This is a genomic window from Streptomyces sp. SID1328 (genome assembly GCF_009865595.1).
Classification (GTDB): domain Bacteria; phylum Actinomycetota; class Actinomycetes; order Streptomycetales; family Streptomycetaceae; genus Streptomyces; species Streptomyces griseoluteus.
Genome location: NZ_WWKH01000461.1, coordinates 33757 through 53632, shown reverse-complemented (window position 1 = coordinate 53632; position 19876 = coordinate 33757). Strand labels below are relative to the sequence as shown.

The 19876-nt window shown below is 71.4% G+C and carries 22 protein-coding genes; 10 read left to right on the top strand and 12 right to left on the bottom strand.

Annotated elements, in window-relative coordinates:
- Both GT030_RS14210 and GT030_RS14205 read right to left on the bottom strand, forming a co-directional pair.
- Positions 1-122: P-II family nitrogen regulator (locus GT030_RS14210; RefSeq protein ID WP_161201418.1), on the bottom strand; the 122-nt coding region annotated here is incomplete at its 3' end.
- Entirely contained in the window at positions 119-1405 is a 1287-nt protein-coding gene (locus tag GT030_RS14205; protein WP_161201417.1) for an ammonium transporter, read from the bottom strand. The genes GT030_RS14210 and GT030_RS14205, both read right to left, overlap by 4 nt.
- Positions 1406-1585: 180 nt before the next feature.
- On the opposite strand from GT030_RS14205, the gene era reads away from it, so the two are divergent.
- Entirely contained in the window at positions 1586-2539 is a 954-nt protein-coding gene (gene era, locus GT030_RS14200) for a GTPase Era (protein WP_086691134.1), read from the top strand.
- An 18-nt stretch (positions 2540-2557) separates the two neighbouring features.
- Here the strand turns inward: era and GT030_RS14195 are convergent, their stop codons facing one another.
- From GT030_RS14195 to GT030_RS14185, 3 genes are all read right to left on the bottom strand, one after another.
- A complete protein-coding gene (locus GT030_RS14195) occupies positions 2558-3874 on the bottom strand; it encodes a GH1 family beta-glucosidase (RefSeq protein ID WP_237522398.1) in 1317 nt (438 codons plus the stop codon).
- 70 nt (positions 3875-3944) lie between these two features.
- A complete protein-coding gene (locus GT030_RS14190) occupies positions 3945-4211 on the bottom strand; it encodes a protealysin inhibitor emfourin (protein ID WP_161201415.1) in 267 nt (88 codons plus the stop codon).
- A gap of 23 nt (positions 4212-4234) precedes the next feature.
- The gene (locus tag GT030_RS14185) at positions 4235-5305 is read right to left on the bottom strand and encodes a M4 family metallopeptidase (RefSeq protein WP_161201414.1); all 1071 of its coding nucleotides are present in this window, start codon (positions 5303-5305) and stop codon (positions 4235-4237) included.
- 326 nt (positions 5306-5631) lie between these two features.
- Here GT030_RS14185 and leuA point away from each other — a divergent pair, with 326 nt between their 5' ends.
- From leuA to GT030_RS14165, 3 genes are all read left to right on the top strand, one after another.
- A complete protein-coding gene (gene leuA / locus GT030_RS14175; protein WP_161201413.1) occupies positions 5632-7353 on the top strand; it encodes a 2-isopropylmalate synthase in 1722 nt (573 codons plus the stop codon).
- A 190-nt stretch (positions 7354-7543) separates the two neighbouring features.
- Entirely contained in the window at positions 7544-8188 is a 645-nt protein-coding gene (locus tag GT030_RS14170) for a TerB family tellurite resistance protein (protein WP_161201412.1), read from the top strand.
- 68 nt (positions 8189-8256) lie between these two features.
- The gene (locus tag GT030_RS14165; RefSeq protein WP_161201411.1) at positions 8257-8667 is read left to right on the top strand and encodes a DUF3052 domain-containing protein; all 411 of its coding nucleotides are present in this window, start codon (positions 8257-8259) and stop codon (positions 8665-8667) included.
- 8 nt (positions 8668-8675) lie between these two features.
- On the opposite strand, the gene GT030_RS14160 is transcribed toward GT030_RS14165, so the two are convergent.
- Positions 8676-9068, bottom strand: a complete 393-nt coding sequence (locus GT030_RS14160; RefSeq protein WP_161201410.1) for a hypothetical protein — start codon at positions 9066-9068, stop codon at positions 8676-8678.
- Between the two features lie 167 nt (positions 9069-9235).
- Here GT030_RS14160 and GT030_RS14155 point away from each other — a divergent pair, with 167 nt between their 5' ends.
- Together GT030_RS14155 and GT030_RS14150 are read left to right on the top strand one after the other, a co-directional pair.
- Positions 9236-11500: a tetratricopeptide repeat protein gene (locus GT030_RS14155; RefSeq protein WP_346009636.1), complete on the top strand. Its 2265-nt coding sequence runs from the start codon at positions 9236-9238 to the stop codon at positions 11498-11500.
- A gap of 72 nt (positions 11501-11572) precedes the next feature.
- Positions 11573-12580, top strand: a complete 1008-nt coding sequence (locus tag GT030_RS14150) for a questin oxidase family protein (RefSeq protein ID WP_161201408.1) — start codon at positions 11573-11575, stop codon at positions 12578-12580.
- On the opposite strand, the gene GT030_RS14145 is transcribed toward GT030_RS14150, so the two are convergent.
- From GT030_RS14145 to GT030_RS14130, 4 genes are read right to left on the bottom strand one after another with little or no spacing between them, the layout of a single operon-like run.
- Complete coding sequence (locus tag GT030_RS14145; protein ID WP_161201407.1) at positions 12577-12813, bottom strand: hypothetical protein; 237 nt, start codon at positions 12811-12813, stop codon at positions 12577-12579. The two genes, GT030_RS14150 and GT030_RS14145, sit on opposite strands and share 4 nt — an antisense overlap.
- Positions 12788-13348: a GNAT family N-acetyltransferase gene (locus GT030_RS14140; protein ID WP_161201406.1), complete on the bottom strand. Its 561-nt coding sequence runs from the start codon at positions 13346-13348 to the stop codon at positions 12788-12790. The genes GT030_RS14145 and GT030_RS14140 overlap by 26 nt, the downstream gene beginning before the upstream one ends.
- The gene (locus GT030_RS14135) at positions 13329-13526 is read right to left on the bottom strand and encodes a DUF397 domain-containing protein (protein WP_161201405.1); all 198 of its coding nucleotides are present in this window, start codon (positions 13524-13526) and stop codon (positions 13329-13331) included. Before GT030_RS14135 ends, GT030_RS14140 begins: the two co-directional genes overlap by 20 nt.
- Positions 13508-14341, bottom strand: coding sequence for a helix-turn-helix transcriptional regulator (locus tag GT030_RS14130; RefSeq protein WP_161201404.1), 834 nt, complete (start codon positions 14339-14341; stop codon positions 13508-13510). The genes GT030_RS14135 and GT030_RS14130 overlap by 19 nt, the downstream gene beginning before the upstream one ends.
- 122 nt (positions 14342-14463) lie before the next feature.
- Here GT030_RS14130 and GT030_RS14125 point away from each other — a divergent pair, with 122 nt between their 5' ends.
- Together GT030_RS14125 and GT030_RS14120 are read left to right on the top strand one after the other, a co-directional pair.
- Positions 14464-14670, top strand: coding sequence for a hypothetical protein (locus GT030_RS14125; protein WP_086693596.1), 207 nt, complete (start codon positions 14464-14466; stop codon positions 14668-14670).
- A 5-nt stretch (positions 14671-14675) separates the two neighbouring features.
- On the top strand, positions 14676-14891 hold the full coding sequence (locus GT030_RS14120; RefSeq protein WP_161201402.1) for a hypothetical protein: 216 nt from the start codon (positions 14676-14678) through the stop codon (positions 14889-14891).
- Between the two features lie 78 nt (positions 14892-14969).
- On the opposite strand, the gene GT030_RS14115 is transcribed toward GT030_RS14120, so the two are convergent.
- The gene (locus GT030_RS14115; RefSeq protein WP_161201401.1) at positions 14970-17438 is read right to left on the bottom strand and encodes a peptidoglycan recognition protein; all 2469 of its coding nucleotides are present in this window, start codon (positions 17436-17438) and stop codon (positions 14970-14972) included.
- Between the two features lie 154 nt (positions 17439-17592).
- On the opposite strand from GT030_RS14115, the gene recO reads away from it, so the two are divergent.
- Positions 17593-18339, top strand: a complete 747-nt coding sequence (gene recO / locus GT030_RS14110; protein WP_030814776.1) for a DNA repair protein RecO — start codon at positions 17593-17595, stop codon at positions 18337-18339.
- A gap of 30 nt (positions 18340-18369) precedes the next feature.
- The gene (locus GT030_RS14105; RefSeq protein ID WP_135790187.1) at positions 18370-19221 is read left to right on the top strand and encodes an isoprenyl transferase; all 852 of its coding nucleotides are present in this window, start codon (positions 18370-18372) and stop codon (positions 19219-19221) included.
- Between the two features lie 102 nt (positions 19222-19323).
- Here the strand turns inward: GT030_RS14105 and GT030_RS14100 are convergent, their stop codons facing one another.
- Entirely contained in the window at positions 19324-19740 is a 417-nt protein-coding gene (locus GT030_RS14100; protein ID WP_161201400.1) for a transcriptional repressor, read from the bottom strand.
- Positions 19741-19876: the final 136 nt, after the last annotated feature.

Sequence of the window (19876 nt, the reverse complement as noted above, 5' to 3'; positions counted from 1 at the left end):
CCGCGCTGGCGGCCGTAGCCGCTGGCCTCGGTGACGGTGAGGCCGTCGATGCCGAGGTCGCGGAGGGCGGACTTCACCTCGTCCAGACGGTAGGGCTTCACGACGGCGGTGATGAGCTTCATGCGGGGCTCTCGGCTTTCCGGACGGGGGCGCCATGGCCCAGGACCCCGTGATCGTAGGCCGTCTCGGCGTGCACCGTAAGGTCGAGTCCGGTGCGTTCCTCCTCCTCGCTCGCGCGCAGCCCGATCGTGCGGTCCAGCACCTTGCCCAGACCGTACGTCACCGCGAAGGCGTACCCGGCGACCGCGAGGACCGCGACGAGCTGGCGCCCCAGCAGCCCGAGTCCACCGCCGTACAGCAGCCCCTCCGGGCCGCCGGTCAGGGCCTTGTCCGCGAACAGGCCGATCAGCAGCGTGCCGATCACCCCGCCGACCAGGTGGACGCCGACGACGTCGAGGGAGTCGTCGTAGTTCAGCCGGAACTTCCAGCCCACCGCGTACGAGCAGACGACACCGGCGGCCAGGCCGACGGCCGGCGCGCCGAGCAGCGAGACCGTCCCGCAGGACGGGGTGATGGCGACCAGCCCCGCGACCGCGCCGGAGGCGGCGCCCAGGGTGGTGGGATGGCCGTCGCGCTTCTGCTCGACCAGCAGCCAGCCCAGCAGACCGGTGCAGCCGGCGGCCATGGTGTTGAGGAAGGCGGCCGCGGCGAGCCCGTTCGCGCCGAGCGCGGAGCCCGCGTTGAAGCCGAACCAGCCGAACCACAGCAGCCCGGCACCGAGCATCACCATCGGCAGGCTGTGCGGCCGCATGGCGTCCTTCTTGAAGCCCAGCCGGGGTCCGAGCACCAGACACAGCGCGAGCCCCGAGGCCCCGGACGTGATCTCGACCGGCAGACCGCCCGCGAAGTCCAGCGCCCCCAGCTTCGCGCCGATCCACCCGCCCGGCCCCCACACCCAGTGGGTGACCGGAACGTATACCAGCAGCGTCCACACCGGCACCAGCACCAGCCAGGCCCCGAACCGGGTGCGGTCCGCCACCGCTCCGCTGATCAGGGCGGCCGTGATGACGGCGAAGGTGAGCTGGAAGGTGGCGAAGAGGAGGGTGGGGACCGTGCCGTGCAGACTGGCCGGGCCGACCCCGGCCAGCCCGGCCTCCTCCAGCCCGCCGATCAGCCCGCCGCCGAGGTCGCCGGTGAACGCGAGGGAGTAGCCGGCCACCAGCCAGACCACGGTGACCAGGGCGATGGACACGAAGCTCATCATCAGCATGTTGAGGACGCTCTTCGCGCGGACCATGCCGCCGTAGAACAGGGCCAGGCCCGGTGTCATCAGCAGCACCAGGGCGGTGGCGGCGAGCAGCCAGGCGGTGTCACCGCTGTCCGCGTGCGCGGCGGCGAGAGTCACGGGCGTCTCCAGTGATCCGGGGGAGCGGGCTCGTCAGAGGGTCACGGGTGCGCGTTTCCGGTCGCCTACAGGGGCGTTTCCAGCAGGTTTCGGCCCCTCCCGGCGCTCTGGGACACCGGTCGCGGGGGTGTGGCGGACGCCCGTGCGGCACGGGCTCGCGGATCAGGGAGAATGGTCGGCATGAGCGTTCGTACCCAGTCATCCGAGCGGTCGGGCGAGAACGCCCACCGCGCAGGCTTCGCGTGCTTCGTGGGCCGTCCCAACGCGGGCAAGTCCACCCTCACGAACGCTCTGGTCGGGCAGAAGGTGGCCATCACCGCCGACCAGCCGCAGACCACCCGGCACACCGTGCGCGGCATCGTGCACCGGGACGACGCCCAGTTGATCCTGGTCGACACCCCCGGCCTCCACAAGCCGCGCACCCTGCTCGGCGAGCGGCTGAACGACGTGGTGCGCACCACGTGGGCCGAGGTCGACGTGATCGGCTTCTGCCTCCCGGCGAACGAGAAGATCGGCCCCGGCGACCGCTTCATCGCCAAGGAGCTGGCCGGGATCAAGAAGACCCCCAAGGTCGCCATCGTCACCAAGACCGACCTGGTCGACTCCAAGACCCTCGCCGAGCAGCTCATCGCCATCGACCAGCTCGGCAAGGAGCTGGGCTTCGAGTGGGCCGAGATCGTGCCGGTCTCCGCGACCGGTGGCAAGCAGGTGGGCCTGCTGGCCGACCTGATCGTGCCGCTGCTGCCCGAGGGCCCCGCGCTCTACCCCGAGGGCGACCTCACCGACGAGCCCGAGCAGGTCATGATCGCGGAGCTGATCCGCGAGGCCGCGCTGGAGGGCGTGCGCGACGAGCTGCCGCACTCCATCGCCGTCGTCGTGGAGGAGATGCTCCCGCGCGAGGACCGCCCGGCCGACCGGCCCCTGCTCGACATCCACGCCAACGTCTACATCGAGCGGCCCAGCCAGAAGGGGATCATCATCGGTCCCAAGGGCAAGCGACTGAAGGACGTGGGCATCAAGTCCCGCAAGCAGATCGAGGCCCTGCTCGGCACGCCCGTCTTCCTCGACCTGCATGTGAAGGTCGCCAAGGACTGGCAGCGCGACCCCAAGCAGCTCCGCAAGCTCGGTTTCTGAGCCCGCACCTTCTGACTGTCAGCCCCGCTGCGCCCGCAGCAGGTCCCGGTACCAGCGGTACGACGCCTTCGGGGTCCGCCGCAGCGTGGCGAAGTCCACGTCCACCAGGCCGAAGCGGCGGGCGTAGCCCTCGGCCCACTCGAAGTTGTCCAGCAGCGACCACACGAAGTAGCCGCGCACGTCGACGCCTTCGGCGATCGCGGCATGGACCGCGCGGACATGGCCGTCCAGGTAGGCGATGCGGTGCTGGTCGTCCAGCCCCTCGTACGAGCAGCCGTTCTCGGTGATGACGACGGGCGGGAGCCGGTCGCCGTAGCGGTCCCGGAGCCCGGTCAGCAGACCGGTCAGCGCCTCGGGGACGACGGGCCAGCCGAAGTCGGTCACCGGGACACCCTCGAACTCCCTCAGTGAAAAGGGGAGTTCGGCGGGCAGCGGCACACCGCCGAACTCGGTGGGCTTGTCCCGGGGAGCACCCACGCGCGCCGGGGCGTAGTAGTTGATCCCGTACCAGTCCAGCGGTTCCGCGATGATCCGCAGGTCGTCCTCGGCGCCCTCGGGCATCAACGCGGCCGTGCCGTCCGGGTATTCGCCCAGCAGGACGGGTTCGGCGAAGAGGCGGTTGAGGAGCAGGTCGTAGAAGGCGGCCGCCTCCACGTCCGCCGGGTCGGCGGAGGCGGACTCCACGGGGGAGTGGGAGTTGGCGATGCCGATGTCCGTCACCCCGGCCGCGCGCAGCGCCCGTACCGCCAGGCCGTGCGCGAGGAGCTGGTGGTGGGCGGCCGGGAGCGCGTCGAAGAGCAGGGTCTTGCCCGGGGCGTGGGTGCCCAGCGCGTGGCCCAACAGGGTGTGTTCGGCCGGCTCGTTGAGGGTGATCCAGCGCGGTACGCGGTCCCCGAGCCGGTCCGCGACACCGGAGACGTGGTCCGCGAACCGGTACGCGGTGTCCCGGTCCAGCCAGTCGAGCCCGGCCGGCAGATCCCAGTGGAACAGCGTCGGCACCGGCTGGATCCCCGCCTCGCACAGCGCGTCCACCAGCCGGTCGTAGAAGTCCGGCCCGCCGGGGGAGTTCACGCGCGGCCAGGAGACGGAGAAGCGGTACGCGTCCACACCGAGGTCGGCCAGCAGGGCCACGTCCTCCGGGTAACGGTGGTAGTGGTCGCAGGCCACGGCGGCGGTGGAGCCGTCCTTCACCCGGCCCGGTTCGGCCGTGAACACGTCCCACACGGAGGGGTCGCGCAGGTCGGCGGCGCCCTCGATCTGGTGCGCCGAGGTCGACACCCCCCACAGGAAGCCGTCGGGGAAGCGGGGGAGAGGGCCGTGCGCGTCCGTCACCATGGGCCGGATCATCCGCACCCGGCCCCCGCCGCGTCAACGCCGCGTCGGCCCCAGGCCGACGAGACACTCCCTAGGCCCCCTCCTTCAGCACCCGCGACACCAGCTCCCGCTGGGCCTCGGTCAGCCGGGGGTCGGCCGCGTGGACGGTGTGGCCGTCCACCGTGATCTCGTAGTGGAAGCCGTCCGGGACACCCGGTACCGGGGTGTCCGGTGCGGCGGCCAGGGCCTGGTCGGCCAGGGTGCGCCACTCCTGGGCGTCGGCGCGCCCCGAGGTGTCCACCTCCGCCTGCCGCTCGATGCCCGCGAAGCCGCCCGTACGCCGTACTTGGATACGCATGGCCCCAGTGTCCGGCACGGCGGCTACAGCGTCTCCACCCCCACTTCCTCCCACGCCTTCTCCACCGCCTGGAGTTCGGCGCCCGCGCCGAACCGCTCGCGCGCGGCCTTCACGGTCAGCGTGGCGAAGTCGGCGAACTGGGCGTCCTCCTTGAGCTTGCCGCCGGTCAGCACGTCGTACCAGATCCGGCCGGTCTTCTCCCAGGCGTAGCCGCCGATCGCGGTGGCCGCGATGTAGAAGGCGTGGTTGGGGATGCCGGAGTTGATGTGGACGCCGCCGTTGTCCCGGCCGGTGTGGACGTAGTGCTGCATGTCGGCGGGCTGGGGGTCCTTGCCGAGCACGTCGTCGTCGTACGCGGTGCCCGGTGCCTTCATCGAGCGCAGGGCCTGTCCCTGGACACGCGGGGCGAGCAGGCCGGCGCCGATCAGCCAGTCCGCGTCGGCGGCGGTCTGGCCGAGCGTGTACTGCTTGATCAGCGAGCCGAACACGTCGGACAGCGACTCGTTGAGCGCGCCGGACTGGCCGAAGTAGGCGAGGTTGGCGGTGTACTGCGTGACGCCGTGGGTGAGTTCGTGGCCGATGACGTCGACCGGGATGGTGAAGTCGAGGAAGATCTCGCCGTCCCCGTCGCCGAACACCATCTGCTCGCCGTTCCAGAAGGCGTTGTCGTAGTCCTTGTCGAAGTGGACCGTGGCGTTGAGCGGGAGGCCCTGGCCGTCGATGGAGCGGCGGCCGTACACCTTCAGATACAGCTCGAAGGTGGCGCCCAGGCCCGCGTAGGCCCGGTTGACCGTGGCGTCGGAGCCCGGCTCGGAGCCCTCGGTGCGGACCTTCTTGCCGGGGAGGTCCTGTTTGTGCCCGGCGTCGAAGACGGTGCGGTCCGGCTGGTCCCCCTCGGCGGGCGCGGCGGCGGCAGCGGCCTGCCCGCCGATCACGGTGGTCAGCCGGCGGCGGGTGCGCTCCAGGGCGTCCCGCTCCAGGGAGCGGCGGGCCGGGCCGGACAGCGCCGGGTCGGAGTCGCGCGCGAGCTTGTCGAGGAGGTGCGGCGGCACGATCGTGCAGAAGACGGGCTCATGGCCCCCGTTGGTCGTCATACCAATAAATGGTCGCACCGAGCGATGTCAAAGTCACTAGCTGTAACCGTGATTGATGAAATACGGTGATATCTCTCGTCACTCCCCGTCACCGAGTGGTATGGACCCTCATCAAGGGCCCACGTCACTCGTACCGGTTCCGCATGCTGATACGCCCCCGCGCGCTCGGTGGGCCTCGGTTAGGCTGCACAGCATCATGCATTTCGGGCTGCTTCTCCTTAGCTGCCGCGGCGAGGGCCTGTAAGCAAGGCCGACCCCCTCCCCGCGGTGCTTTTGGCGTTGCGTCGTCGGCCGTCCCAAGGACTTTCCGAGGAGCCCACGCGATCATGGCGAACCGCCAGCAGCCCAGCCCCATGCCGTTCCAGCGCTACGGCCAGTACGAGCAGGTCGACATCCCCGACCGCACCTGGCCCGGCAAGCGCGTCACCGTGGCCCCCCGCTGGCTCTCCACCGACCTGCGCGACGGCAACCAGGCACTGATCGACCCGATGTCGCCCGAGCGCAAGCGCCGGATGTTCGACCAGCTGGTGAAGATGGGCTACAAGGAGATCGAGGTCGGCTTCCCCGCCTCGGGCCAGACCGACTTCGACTTCGTGCGCTCCATCATCGAGGAGGAGGGCGCGATCCCCGAGGACGTGACGATCTCCGTCCTCACCCAGGCCCGCGAGGACCTGATCGAGCGGACCGTGGAGTCCCTGAAGGGCGCCCGCCGCGCCACCGTCCACCTGTACAACGCCACCGCGCCCGTCTTCCGCCGGGTGGTCTTCCGGGGCTCCAAGGAGGACATCAAGCAGATCGCGGTCGACGGCACCCGCCTGGTCGTGGAGTACGCGGAGAAGCTGCTGGGCCCGGAGACCGAGTTCGGGTACCAGTACAGCCCGGAGATCTTCACCGACACCGAGCTGGACTTCGCCCTGGAGGTCTGCGAGGCGGTGATGGACGTCTACCAGCCCGGTCCGGGCCGCGAGATCATCCTCAACCTGCCCGCCACCGTGGAGCGTTCGACCCCGTCCACGCACGCCGACCGGTTCGAGTGGATGCACCGCAACCTCTCCCGCCGTGAGCACGTCGTCCTGTCCGTGCACCCGCACAACGACCGGGGTACCGCCGTGGCCGCCGCCGAGCTGGCGCTGATGGCCGGCGCCGACCGCGTCGAGGGCTGCCTGTTCGGCCAGGGCGAGCGCACCGGCAACGTCGACCTGGTCACCCTGGGCATGAACCTGTTCTCGCAGGGCGTCGACCCGCAGATCGACTTCTCCGACATCGACGAGATCCGTCGCACGTGGGAGTACTGCAACCAGATGGAGGTCCACCCGCGCCACCCGTACGTGGGCGACCTGGTCTACACGTCCTTCTCCGGCTCCCACCAGGACGCCATCAAGAAGGGCTTCGACGCGATGGAGGCCGACGCGGCGGCGCGGGGTGTCGGCGTGGGCGAGCTGGAGTGGGCGGTGCCGTACCTGCCCATCGACCCCAAGGACGTCGGCCGCTCGTACGAGGCCGTGATCCGGGTCAACTCGCAGTCCGGCAAGGGCGGTGTGTCGTACGTCCTGAAGAACGACCACAAGCTGGACCTGCCGCGCCGGATGCAGATCGAGTTCTCGAAGATCATCCAGGCCAAGACGGACGCCGAGGGCGGCGAGATCACCCCGCGCGACATCTGGGCCGCCTTCCAGGACGAGTACCTGCCGAACCCGGAGAACCCCTGGGGCCGCATCCAGGTCCGTACCGGCCAGTCGACCACCGACACGGACGGCGTGGACACGCTGACCGTGGAGGCGACGGTGGACGGCGTGGACACCGTGCTGACCGGTACCGGCAACGGCCCGATCTCGGCGTTCTTCGACGCGCTGCAGTCGGTCGGCGTGGACGTACGCTTGCTGGACTACCAGGAGCACACGATGAGCGAGGGCGCGTCCGCGCAGGCCGCCTCCTACATCGAGTGCGCGGTCGGCGACAAGGTGCTGTGGGGCATCGGCATCGACGCGAACACGACACGTGCGTCGCTGAAGGCGGTCGTCTCCGCGGTGAACCGCGCGACCCGCTGACCCCGCCCCCACCCGGCGCTTCGGTGCCCCGGCCGCTGTATACGGCGGCCGGGGCACCGTCGTCTTCCGGCCAGGGAACGCCCCAGGTCACGGGCCGGTCTCGTCCGGGGTGCTGACTCGGGCTCCGTGATGTGGCTAACATCACGCCCACGTGGCGATGTGGCCGCGTGGTTACGTGCGGAGGTGCGACGTGCTGCCAGTACGGGGACGAGACGGCCGAGCCACCGGGTTCGTCCGGCACATCCTGGGCTCCCGCACCGCCTGGACGCCGCAGGGCGACGGGGAGTTCTTCTGCCCCGGCTGCGGCGGCGACCGCAACTACCAGCGTCTCACCGGCCGCACCCGTCTCACCGTGCTCGGGGTGCCCGTGCTGGCCCGCGGGACGACCGGGCCGGTCGTGGAGTGCGCCTCCTGTCTGCACCGCTTCGGCGTCGAGACGCTCGACCACCCCACCACCCGCCGCCTCTCCGTCCTGCTCCGCGACGCGGTCCACGCGGTGGCCGTGTCCGTGCTGGCCGCAGGGGGCACCGGGTCGCGGGCCGCGCTGGAGACGGCGGCCGAGACCGTCCGCGCGGCGGGCTGCGAGGAGGACGCGGCGGAACGCCTCGCCATGACCCTCGACGGCGGCGACCCGCGCGTCGCCCTGACCGCTCTCGCCCCCCACCTGGCCGCGCCGGGCCGCGAGTCCCTCCTCCTGGACGCCGCCCTCATCGCTCTCGCCGACGGCCCCTACACCCCCGCCGAACACACCGCCCTCACCACGGCCGGCGAGGCCCTCCTGCTCCCCGCCGAGGTGGTCGAACGGGTCCTGGCGGCGGCCCGTATGCCCTCCTGAGCAAGAGGGCGTGACGCGCGGGAGCCCTTTGGCGTTGAGCATCGCGGTCTTACCTGTGGAGGACGGCGATGAGCACTGCGGAGCGGATTCTCGCGGACCGGCTGGAGATCACGGCGGGACAGGTCGTGCGGGAGATCGGCTGGGACCAGGACTGCGACGACCGCCTGCGCGCGGCCGTCGAGGAGTGGACCGGCGACGCGCTGGCCGACGCGGGCGGTGAGGACCTGGCCGACGCGGTGCTGCTGTGGTGGCGCGAGACGGACGGCGACCTCTTCGACGCGCTCACCGACGCCTTGACCGGCCTCACCTCCGGCGGCCCCATCTGGCTGCTGACGCCCCACCCGGGCCGCGACGGATACGTGGAGCCCGCCGAGATCGCGGAGAGCGCGACGGCGGCCGGGTTGAGCCGTACCCCCCTTGACGTGGCGGTGAGCTGGGCCGGCACCCGGCTCGACCTGCGGCGGAGGAGTACCCCGTAGGAGCGGGCCTACCGTTCGCTGCCCTCGCCGAGGGCGCTGTCGGTGATGTCGCCTCCGGCGGCGATGCCGTCGCGGGCCGCGTGTACGTCGTCGTGGGCGCGGCGGGCGGTGGTGGGCGCGGTGCGGGGGCCGGTGACCTTGGAGTGGTTGCCCAGGGCGGAGCCGGTGATGTTGCCCCCGGCGGCGACGGCGCCCCGTCCGGCGCGGACCCGGCGTCCCGGTGCGGGCGTTCCGCCGAGCGCGAGGACCGAGACCACCAGCGCGGCCAGCGCCACCACCGCGCCCACCACGCTCGCGGCCTGACCGGCGGTGTCCAGGTCCGCCAGCAGGACGACCAGGGCCAGCCCGAGGGCGCCTGCCCCGGCCACCACGGCGGTCACCCATGCCCATGTCCGCGTCATCACGATTCCCCCAACCCTCGTCCGACAGGGACATGTTCACCCAGTGCGGTGGGGAGCGCTACGTTTTACGGCAGGTGTGCCGGGGCGGACGGGGGTTCGGGGTGGCTGGGGTGAACGACACCGGAGGGCCGCGCCCCCGGTGGCCGTGGGGGCGAGGCGACGGCCGGGTGCGCGTTGGCGCCGGGGGTGTGGGCGCCGGGGGCAGCATCGAGGGGAGTGCGCTCGGGGAGAACAGCCGGGTCGCCAACATCCACTTCCACCAGGCTCCGGTGCCGGCCGTGGCATGGCCGGTGGAGATCGGGCCGGTCCCGGCCCTGGCGTCCGCGTTCCAACCCAGGCACGACCTGCGCAAGCAGGTGGAAGGCGCGCGGGCGGACGGCGGGACGGTCGTCCTGACTCAGGTCCTCTCCGGAGGCGGCGGCGTCGGCAAGACCCAACTCGCCGCCGCCTGCGCCTGCGACGCCGTGGCCGAGGGGTATGACCTCGTGGTGTGGGCGGCCGCGACGGAGGCCCAGCAGGTCATCACCCAGTACGCGCAGGCCGCTGCACGCGTGCGCGTGCCGGGCGCGGCGGGGCACGACCCGGAGGCGGACGCGCGCCTGTTCCTGGAGTGGCTGGCGACCACCTCCCGCCGCTGGCTGGTGGTGCTGGACGACGTGACCGACCCGGCCGTCCTGACGTCGTGGTGGCCCGCGAGCCGTACGGGGTCGGGCTGGGTGCTGGCCACGACGCGGCTGAAGGACGCGCGCATGACGGGCGGTGGCCGGACCCGGATCGACATCGACGTGTACACCCCGGACGAGGCGCGTACCTTCGTCGAGGCCCGCCTGACGGGCGAGGGCATGGAGCACCTGCTGGACGAGCAGGTGGCTGAACTCGCGTCCGCCCTTGGCCACTTACCCCTGGCCCTGAGCCACGCTACGGCGTACATGATCAACGAGGAGCTGACGTGCACGGCGTACCTGGCGCTGTTCACGGACCAGCGGACCTCGCTGGAAGAGGCCCTCCCCGAGTCGGCCGACACCGAGGGCTACGGCCGCCAGATCACCACAACCCTCCTGCTGTCCCTGGAGGCCGTGCGGGCGGTGGATACGACGGGCTTCGCCACCACGGCGCTCAGCCTGGTGGCCCTCCTGGACCCGGCCGGCCACCCCCACGCCCTGTGGTCCGCCCCGCCCCTGCTGGGCTGCCTCGCCCCCGACGAGGCTTCCCCGGACCAGGCCCACAAGGCCCTGCGCCTCCTCCACCGCTACGCCCTGATCACCTGCGACACCCGCGCGGAGCCGCGTGCCGTCCGCATCCACGCCCTGACGGCTCGGGCTGTACGGGAGGGGATTCCCGAGGCGCGGCTGCCTGAGTTGGCCGAGGCGGCGGCGGACGCACTCGTGAACATCTGGCCCTACCCCGACCAGCTCCGTCCCGATCTCGCGGCCACCCTGCGCGCCAACACGGACGCTCTGGTCGACCACGCGCCCGACTGCCTCTGGGACTCCGTACCTCACGCGGTTCTCGGCCGCGCCGGTGAGAGCCTGAGCAGATCGGGGCTCGTGGTGCCCGCCCTCGCCTACTGGCAGAGACTGGCCGCCGATTGTGAGCGGCGCATGGGCCATGAGCACCTTCAGACCCTGACGGTGCGCAGCGCCCTGGCCACTGCCTATGCGGACGCCTGGCGGGTGCCGGAGGCAGTCGGTCTTCAGGAGCGTGTGCTCACCGATTGCCGGCGACTGGTGGGAGACCAGCACCCTCTCACCCTCGGCGTCCGGAACAATCTCGCGATCTCCTACGGGAAGACGGGACACACCGAGGAGGTCGTCGGCCTGTTCGAGCGCCTGGTCGCCGACTGCGAGCGGCAGTTCGGGGACAAGCATCCCCACACCCTGACGGCTCGGAACAACCTGGCCACCGCCTACCGGGAGGCGGGACGGGTCGTGTGGGCCGTAGGTCTGCAGAGGTGGGTGATCGCCGACAGTGAACGGCTGTTGGGAGCCGAGCATCCCGACACCCTGGGCGCACGCCTCAATCTCATCAACTGCTATTGGCAGGGCGGCATGGTGGAAGAGGCCGGTGAGCTGCTCACACAGTTGATTGCCGATTTCGAGCGGTTGCTCGGGCACGAGGACCCCGAGACTCTGAACGTCCGTAATCACCTCGCCTACTACTACTGGCAGGCCGGGCGAGTGGAGGAGACCGTCGCCCTGCTGGCGGCGCTGGTCGCCGACAGGGAGCGGCTGATGGGCGCCGACCATCCCGAGACGTTGACGGGCCGTGGCAATCTCGCTGTCGCCCAGTGGGAGGCCGGGCGGAGGGAAGAAGCCGTCGCGCTCCTGCGGCGGGCGGTGGCCGATCTCGACCGGGTACTGGGCCGCCGGCACCCCGACACCGAGGGTGCCCGCAGCACATTGGCGCGCTATGAAAGCGAGGGTCTGACCTAGGTCCCGACCCGGGTCAGACCTAGGTCTTCCGGCCGTTACGCCGCCCCCGCACCCCGCTCTACCGTCCTCGGCATGGATGAGACCGGGGTTCTGGACGAGGCGTTGGAGCGGCTGCACGGGGCGGGGCCGGAGCGGATGGGCCGGCTGACCAACCACGCGCCCATGGCCGTGGAGGCACTGGTCGCACGGGGGCAGGGGGCGGGCGTGCACCGGTGGGTGGGCCTGTACGCCCGGAAGCTGGAGGAGTTCCCGGCCGGGGTGGAGCGGGTGACCGACGCCAACTGGGCGTTCGCGCTGGGGGATTCGCGGAGAGTCGCCGACTGGGTCGGGTACTTCCAGGGGGAGGTGGGGGAGCGGGGGTGGCGTGAGGTACTGGCGGAGTGGTGGCCCAGGCTGCTGCCCGGCATGTACGGGGGGTCCACGCACCCGGTGATCCGGGTGGGGCACGCGGTGCGGACACTTCTGGCGGCCGAGACCGGGCCACGGGTCAACGAGCTCGCGCACGGGCTGGGTTACTGGGCCGCTCGGCACCGGCCCGTCGCCGGGCTCACCCCGCTGCCCGGTGCGGAGAGCGCCGCCGCCGCGCTGGACGCGGTACGGCCCATCGCGGTACGGGACGGTGGCTTTCCCGCCCGCTTGGATCGCGTCACCGGTCTGCCCGTCTGGGCGGTGGAAGCGACGGTCCCGGCCGAGGCGCACCGCCGCCTCACCGAACTGGTCCGGGCCGCCACCCACCGGTACGCCACGCACGCCCACGGCGAGCCGACGATGCTGGTGCACGCCGCGACGGCGCCCAACGCGGTGCTGCGTACGCTGCCGGCGCTCCCGAGAGACCTGTGGGTTCCGAGCATGCGCGCAGCATGGACGGCCTCGGCGGCGGTCACGGCCATGTACGCGCCCGACGAGCCGGCCCCTTACTCCCCGCCGAGCGCCCTCACGCCCGAGGAACTCGCCGAGCGGGCCCTCGCGCACGGGGACGAGCACGTCATCAATCTGACGGACACGGCACTGGACGTGGGCGACGAGCACGCCTTCGCGGCGGCGCTGCGGGCGGTCGAGCTGAGCGAGCCACTGGTCTAGCGCGTGGGCGTCGACCGCTTGCGCCGCGCCGTCCGGTTCGCCACGAGGAGCAAGGCGAACAGGAGGCAGAGGCCGAGGGAGGAGCCGACGCGGCCTGCTCCGTCACCCCCCAGAACCCGCATGACCAGTACGGCGAAGTTGAGGACCAGCAGCGACAGGAACACCCAGAAGGCCCCTTGAGATCCGGGCTTCGTCCAGGCCGGTTCTTCACGGGACTTGGGTCGTGGTGTCATTTTCCCTCCCTGAGCCCCCAATGCCCCCGGCACCGCCCGCAAACTCCCAGCGGACCTCTCCGTCCTGGCGTTCCGGGGTGGGCGCGAGGCCCGCCGCCCTCGCCACGGCCGCCGAGGCGTGGTGGTCGGGGTGGATGTGCGCCGTGATGCTCCGCACCGGGTGCGAGGTCAGCCACGCGACCAGGGCCACGGCCGCTTCCTTGGCGATGCCCCGCCCCTGCCACGGGGTGCCCACCACCCACGCGATCTCGGCGGTGCCCTTCGCCGCGCTGAGCGTCGCCTGCACGGTGCCGGTCAGGCGGGAGTCCTCGCGCAGCAGGATGACCCAGTTCAGCCAGGTGACCTCGGGGTCGGGCGAGCCGGCGACGAGTCGGCGGTACCGGGTGGCCAGCGCGTCCGGGGTGTACGGGGTCCCGCCGATGAAGCGGTGCAGGGCGGGGTCGGCCAGTACCCCGGCCATCTCCTCGGCGTGCTCGACGCGCAGGGGGAGCAGGTCGAGCCGCGGGGTGCGGATGTCAGTGCCGGATGGCGTCAAGGAAGTCGGCCCAGGCGGAGGCGCTGAGGAGGAGTACGGGGCTGTCTTCCACCTTGCTGTCCCGTACGGGGACGGCGCCGGGGACTCCGACGGCGACCTCGACGCACGATTCGCCGCCGCTGCCGCCGCTGTAACTGCTCTTACGCCAGAGGGCGTTGGTCAGGTCGTACCCGAGCATCGTGTGTAGTCCTCCGCCGCCGATTCGAGCATGGCTAGGGACGCCTCTGGGGACAGAGCCGCAGCCCGAAGAAGATCGTAATCCCACTGAATTCGCTTCACTACTGCCGGATCGTCCAGCAGGTTGCCCGACAACACGCCCTCTGTATAGATGGTCGGCGGTGCGTCGTCGAACTCTTTGAGGACCATCATCTTGCCCATCTGGGGGTGCGGTCCTGCGGCGAAGGGCAGCACCTGCACCAAAACTTGGCGGGCGCGCACTCCGTTTGCGATGTGCTCCAACTGCTGCGCCATCACCGCGTTCGTGCCCACTGGCGTGCGCAGCACGTTCTCATGCAGTACAACCCAGTACACGGGCCGCGTGACGTCCTTGAGGATCTCTGTGCGGCCCATCCGCAGCCGAACCATCTCGGTGATCCACTCATCCGTGGCGAGTGGGTTGCTGGCCAGGTAGATGGCGCGCGCGTACTCGGGCGTCTGGAGCAGGCCCGGCACGACAGCGGGCGCCCACTCGCACAGGCTCGTCGCCAATCGCTCCAGCTCCGCTGCATGCGCGAAGTAGTCGGCGTACTGCTGCTCCTTGATGAGCTTGCGCCACAGGCGCTCGAAGAATCCGTCCGTCCGCAGCACTTGGTCGATCCGCTGGGCCACATCCAGCTGCGGCTTCCTGATCGCCTGCTCGAACTGGCCGATGTACCCGCCCGAGACGAAGACCCTCGCCCCCAGCTCTGTCTGGGTGAGTCCCGCCTCCTCGCGGCGACGCTTCAGCTCGGTGCCGAAGAACTCCCAGACCGCCTGACGTGAACCGTTGGCCACTGCCAACCCCCTTGTGCTGCCACGCGCTTGTAGGGCTCAGGCCCCTTCCGAGTCTAGTTGTGGAGCGTCACCGTGAGGACACGAAGCGTGAAGGACGTGACGGAAGGGAAGTGATGCGGACAGTGAACACACAGGATTCAGCGGACCGGGTCGAGGAAGCGGAGCGAACCCTCGAGGAATTGCGGACCGCATTGGAGAAGGTCGGGATCAAGTTGCCTTCGCTCGGGCTCGATCCCATCTCGTTGGCCTGCGAGGCCCCGATCCCGTTGGTGGAGCTGGGGCGGTGCTCGGTGCAGACGGCCGCGCAGCTCGCGGCGGCCCTGCGATGAAGGCGGTGCGGCCGCCGCTGGGCTCGTACGCGCTGGACACCGGGACGAACAGAGTGGGGGTGGTCATGGGACATCAGGGACCGTATGTGCAGCTCAGACCACTGGGTGGCGGCCGGGAGTGGGACGTACCGCCGTACCGGGTGCGGGAGGCGACTCCCGCGGAGCGGATCAGCGCGGCGACGGCGTACGCGAATGCCCGCAGCAGGGGCGAGGTGCCGTGACGGGGGATGCCCCGCACAAGGGCGAGCGGCCTCCCCCGGACCGGAGTCCGGAGGAGGCCGCTTGCCCGCAGGATCAGGTCAGTTGAGGACCGCGACGCCGTCCGTCGTGACCGTCGGACGGCCTGACGTGCCGACGACCACGATCTTCAGGGTGTGCTGGGCCGCGCTGCTCCAGTTCTTGGTCCACATCGCCTGGCGGTAGGCCGTGGTGGCGGACTTGAGGTCGACAGTGGCCTGGTAGGTACCGTCGACGTAGATCTTGACCGCGCCCGACGTGCTCGCGCGCGAGGCGATCCACGCGACCGAACGGCCCTTGAAGGTCCAGGTCAGCGAGGCGTTGGTGGTGCCGGAGCTGGCGGAGTAGCCGCCGAGGTAGCTGCTGCTGGACCGCTTGGTCCAGGTACCGGTCGCCTTGGCGGAACTCTCCTGGATCAGGGTGGCCGTACGGGTGACCGACGCGGTCGCCGTGTTGCCGGCCAGGTCGGTGGCGGTCAGGCCGAACTTGGTCGCCGTCGCCGACTTGGCGGTGGTGGACCAGCTCGTGGAGGTCGCCGTCAGGTTCTTCGCGGTCGGCGAGGTGGCGGCCTGGGAGCGCAGCCCGTTGTCGTCGGCCGCCTTCCAGGTCACCGTCACCGGCACCGCCGCCGTGTTGACCGTGCCCTTGCCCAACTGCGCGGACGGCGCTGTCGGGTAGGTGGGCCGCGTGGTGTCGGCGGTCACCGTGACGGCGGCCGAGGTGGCGGTCTTGCCCGAGACGTGGGTCGCCCGCACCTGGACGGTGTGCCGGCCCGAGGCCAGAGTGATGGAGGCCGAGGTGGCCGTGCCCGCGACCTTCGCCACGGAAGTGCCGTCCACGAGGACCTCCGCGCCCGAGAGCAGCGAGGTCGGCGTCGACGTGGACCAGCGCACCGTCGCCGTGGTGCCGGTGACGTACCCGGTGCCCGAACGCACCGCGCCCGACGCGGAGTCCACGCTGGTGACACCCACCCCGGCCGGGGGACCGGCCGCGTAGGAGCGGACGGTGCCGAGCTTGGCGTAGAGCTGGTTGCCGGGGCAGTCGGTGGCGAAGCCGTTGCGGTGCCCGGAGACGGCGTTCATCGTGTAGGTCTTGCCGAAGGTGAAGCCGGAGCTGTCCTTGGCGCCCTCGGTCAGCGTGCTGGTACCGGTCGGGCTGACCCCCGACATCCCGAGCTTCCACGCGGCGATCCGGGAGATCGCGGTCACCATGGCCTGGCTCGGCGTCGCACCGACGATGGTGCTCGCCGTGGAGTCGCCGCCGCTGAGGTCGGTGTACGTGCCGATCGCGGCGATGCCCATCGAGTCGGTGTTGAACCCATAGGTCTGCGCACCGATCACCGGCATCGCGGCGCCGCCGAAACGGCCCTCGAAGATCGTGCCGCACTTGTCGACCAGGAAGTTGTAGCCCAGGTCGCGCCAGCCCTGGTGCAGATGCAGCGCGTACAGGCTGCGCACGATCGAGGGCGAGTCGGCGCAGGAGTAGGTGTTGGTGGTGTCGGTGTGGTGGACGAACACCGCCTTCACGCTGTGGCCGTAGTCCGGGTATCCGGTGTCACGGGCGCACTCGTCCGCGCCCCAGCCGGCCCGCGTGACGAACGGGGGAGCGGGCACCTTCGTCGCCGGGGGCTGCGCGGGCAGCGGGCTCGGCACCGTCTGCGGCACGGCCGAGGCGCTCGCGCAGGAGGGGTAGGCGGCCGACAGCGAGGGCAGGTAGCCGGGCGCGGTGGGAGACGCGCTGGTGGGCGGCGCCGTCGAGGTGGACGCGCTGGGCGACGCGGGGGCGGTCGTCCCGGCGTCGGTGCTCTGCGAGGGCTCGGCGGTCTGGGTCGGCGGGGGTGTGCTCTCGGTCGGCGTCTCCGTGGCGGAGTCGGTGGGCGCCGGGGTGGTCTCCGCCGGGCTGTCCGAGGGGGTCTGCTCCGGGGCGGAGGCCGTCTCGGGGCCGGTCGGCTGGTCGGTCGGGGTCTCCTCACCGTCGCCGGGCACCGCGTAGGCGGCCGGGTCCATGGCGGGAGTGGTGGAGCCGCCCTTGCCGGGGTCCACCAGATCGACGGTCAGGCCCTTGGGCAGCGTCTTGCCGTCCGCCTTCACCTGCACGCCGTCGGAGGGTCCGGCCCACAGGGGGGCGGTGCCGCCGCGCACTCCGGCCCGGTCGCGCTCGGCGGGGTCGGGCTGGGCGTCCCCGGCGCCGAGCGCCTGCCAGCCGGACCACTTGCCGGTCGCCGAGGACCGGGTGCGGACCCGTACCGTCCCGTCGAGGCGGACACTCGGGTCCTGCCAGCTCACCGCCAGCATCCGGAACGCCTTGGTCGAGCGGGCCGCGAGCACGCGCTCGCCCGACGAGCCCGTCAGATCCAGCGAGTCCACCGAGGTGTGCACGACGTGCGGGCCGTCCGCCGCCGTGCCCGTGCCCGAGCCGGCGCGGAGGGCGACGACCGCGCCCGTCCCCGCCACCAGCACGGTTCCGGCGGCGAGCCATATCCTGGCCCGTCTCCCCCGCGGCGCCCGCGCGCCGCCTGCCTCTGTTCTCATGTCCAGCCTCTCCCCTTGCCGCAACAGGCGGCCCGTGCGCACACATGCGTCACGTCAGCGGGATCGTAGGGCCGGGCGTGGGGCCGGTCACAGCCGGGGGCGGATAACCGGAGCGACGCCTTCGCGGGTCCGGGCGTGGGCGAGAATGGACGGCATGAGTCTGTTCCGCGACGACGGCATCGTGCTGCGCACCCAGAAGCTGGGCGAGGCGGACCGGATCATCACCCTGCTGACCCGCGGCCACGGCCGGGTCCGGGCGGTGGCCCGCGGGGTACGGCGCACGAAGTCGAAGTTCGGCGCCCGCTTGGAGCCGTTCTCCCACGTCGACGTGCAGTTCTTCGCGCGGGGCAGCGAGCTGGTCGGGCGCGGGCTGCCGCTGTGCACCCAGAGCGAGACGATCGCCCCGTACGGCGGCGGCATCGTCACCGACTACTCCCGCTACACCGCCGGGACCGCCATGCTGGAGACGGCCGAGCGGTTCACCGACCACGAGGGCGAGCCCGCCGTACAGCAGTACCTGCTTCTGGTCGGCGGTCTGCGCACCCTCGCGCGCGGCGAGCACGCCTCCAACCTCGTCCTCGACGCCTTCCTGCTCCGCTCGCTCGCGGTCAACGGCTACGCGCCGACCTTCGGGGACTGCGCCCGGTGCGGGATGCCGGGGCCGAACCGGTTCTTCTCGGTCGCCTCGGGCGGCTCGGTGTGCGTGGACTGCCGGGTGCCGGGCAGTGTGGTCCCCTCCCCGCAGACCCTGATGCTGCTGGGCGCGCTGCTTACGGGAGACTGGGAGACCGCGGACGCGGCCGAGGCGCGGCACGTCCGCGAGGGGAGCGGCCTGGTGTCGGCCTACCTGCACTGGCATCTGGAGCGGGGTCTGCGCTCCCTGCGCTACGTAGAGAAATAAGCAGCAAGCACGGCTGAGGAGACGAGAAGCATGGTCGTACGCGGATTTCTGGGGGGCCGGCGCCGGGAGTACCAGGCGCCGGAACCGCACCCGTCCGGCGCCCGCGCGCCGAAGCTTCCCGGTGAGCTGGTCCCCGAGCACGTGGCGATCGTCATGGACGGCAACGGGCGCTGGGCCAAGGAGCGGGGGCTGCCGCGTACCGAGGGGCACAAGGTGGGCGCCGAGCAGGTGCTCGACGTGCTCCAGGGGGCGATCGAGGCGGGCGTCCGCAACATCTCGCTCTACGCCTTCTCCACCGAGAACTGGAAGCGGTCGCCCGACGAGGTCCGCTTCCTCATGAACTTCAACCGCGACTTCATCCGCAAGTCCCGCGACCAGCTAGACGCGCTGGGCATCCGGGTGCGGTGGGTCGGGCGGATGCCCAAGCTGTGGAAGTCGGTGGCGAAGGAACTCCAGGTCGCGCAGGAGCAGACCAAGGACAACGATCTCCTCACGCTGTACTTCTGCATGAACTACGGCGGCCGCGCCGAGATCGCCGACGCCGCGCAGGCCATCGCCGAGGACGTCAAGGCGGGCCGCCTGGACCCGGCCAAGGTCACCGAGAAGACCGTCCAGAAGTACCTGTACTACCCCGACATGCCCGACGTCGATCTCTTCCTCCGCCCCAGCGGCGAACAGCGCACGTCGAACTACCTGTTGTGGCAGAGCGCCTATGCGGAAATGGTCTTCCAGGACGTCCTGTGGCCCGACTTCGACCGGCGTGACCTGTGGCGAGCGTGCGTCGAATTCGCCTCGCGCGACCGCCGCTTCGGGGGAGCGGTCCCGAACGAGGAGCTGCTCGCCATGGAGGCGGCGATGAAGGGCGACGACTCGGCGTCGTAGTGCCTGCCCGTGTCCTTGTGCGACTTCGCGTGAGAACGCCCCCTGCCTGTCCGGCAGGGGGCGTTCTTGTCGTGCGGGGGCTCCTCGTGCGGGCCTTCCGGCTCAGCCGGTGGCTTCCGCGCAGTCCGCGCAGGTACCGAAGATCTCCACCGTGTGGGCGACGTTCACGTAACCGTGTTCGGAGGCGATGGCCTCGGCCCACTTCTCCACGGCGGGGCCCTCCACCTCGACGGCCTTGCCGCAGGTGCGGCAGACCAGGTGGTGGTGGTGTTCACCCGTGGAGCAGCGGCGGTAGACCGACTCCCCGTCCGAGGTACGCAGCACGTCGACCTCGCCGGCCTCGGCCAGGGACTGGAGGGTGCGGTAGACGGTGGTGAGCCCGACCGAGTCGCCCTTGTGCTTGAGCATGTCGTGGAGATCCTGCGCACTGCGGAACTCGTCGACCTCGTCGAGGGCCGCCGCCACCGCCGCGCGCTGCTTGGTCGCGCGGCCCTTCACGGGCGGTCCAGCGGTCGTCACCGGGTGCCTCCTCAGATCTGCGCCTCTGACCGGCCCATTGTGCCAGCCGTTGCCCCCGGTGGTCAGACGCGAAGCCGCGTCCGGCGGTTCGGCACTGCGGGGCGTGCACGGGGCCGGCGCTGCGGCGGGGCGCCCC

Bases quoted from the DNA above. Each gene is read 5' to 3' on its own strand.
- GT030_RS14190 (WP_161201415.1), bottom strand. From the start codon at position 4,211: ATGCGTATCCAAGTACGGCGTACGGGCGGCTTCGCGGGCATCGAGCGG.
- GT030_RS14145 (WP_161201407.1), bottom strand. From the start codon at position 12,813: ATGACACCACGACCCAAGTCCCGTGAAGAACCGGCCTGGACGAAGCCC.
- era (WP_086691134.1), top strand. From the start codon at position 1,586: ATGAGCGTTCGTACCCAGTCATCCGAGCGGTCGGGCGAGAACGCCCAC.
- GT030_RS14160 (WP_161201410.1), bottom strand. From the start codon at position 9,068: ATGACGCGGACATGGGCATGGGTGACCGCCGTGGTGGCCGGGGCAGGC.
- GT030_RS14195 (WP_237522398.1), bottom strand. From the start codon at position 3,874: ATGGTGACGGACGCGCACGGCCCTCTCCCCCGCTTCCCCGACGGCTTC.
- leuA (WP_161201413.1), top strand. From the start codon at position 5,632: ATGGCGAACCGCCAGCAGCCCAGCCCCATGCCGTTCCAGCGCTACGGC.
- recO (WP_030814776.1), top strand. From the start codon at position 17,593: ATGAGTCTGTTCCGCGACGACGGCATCGTGCTGCGCACCCAGAAGCTG.
- GT030_RS14115 (WP_161201401.1), bottom strand. From the start codon at position 17,438: ATGAGAACAGAGGCAGGCGGCGCGCGGGCGCCGCGGGGGAGACGGGCC.
- GT030_RS14150 (WP_161201408.1), top strand. From the start codon at position 11,573: ATGGATGAGACCGGGGTTCTGGACGAGGCGTTGGAGCGGCTGCACGGG.
- GT030_RS14105 (WP_135790187.1), top strand. From the start codon at position 18,370: ATGGTCGTACGCGGATTTCTGGGGGGCCGGCGCCGGGAGTACCAGGCG.
- GT030_RS14135 (WP_161201405.1), bottom strand. From the start codon at position 13,526: ATGCTCGGGTACGACCTGACCAACGCCCTCTGGCGTAAGAGCAGTTAC.
- GT030_RS14165 (WP_161201411.1), top strand. From the start codon at position 8,257: ATGAGCACTGCGGAGCGGATTCTCGCGGACCGGCTGGAGATCACGGCG.
- GT030_RS14185 (WP_161201414.1), bottom strand. From the start codon at position 5,305: ATGACGACCAACGGGGGCCATGAGCCCGTCTTCTGCACGATCGTGCCG.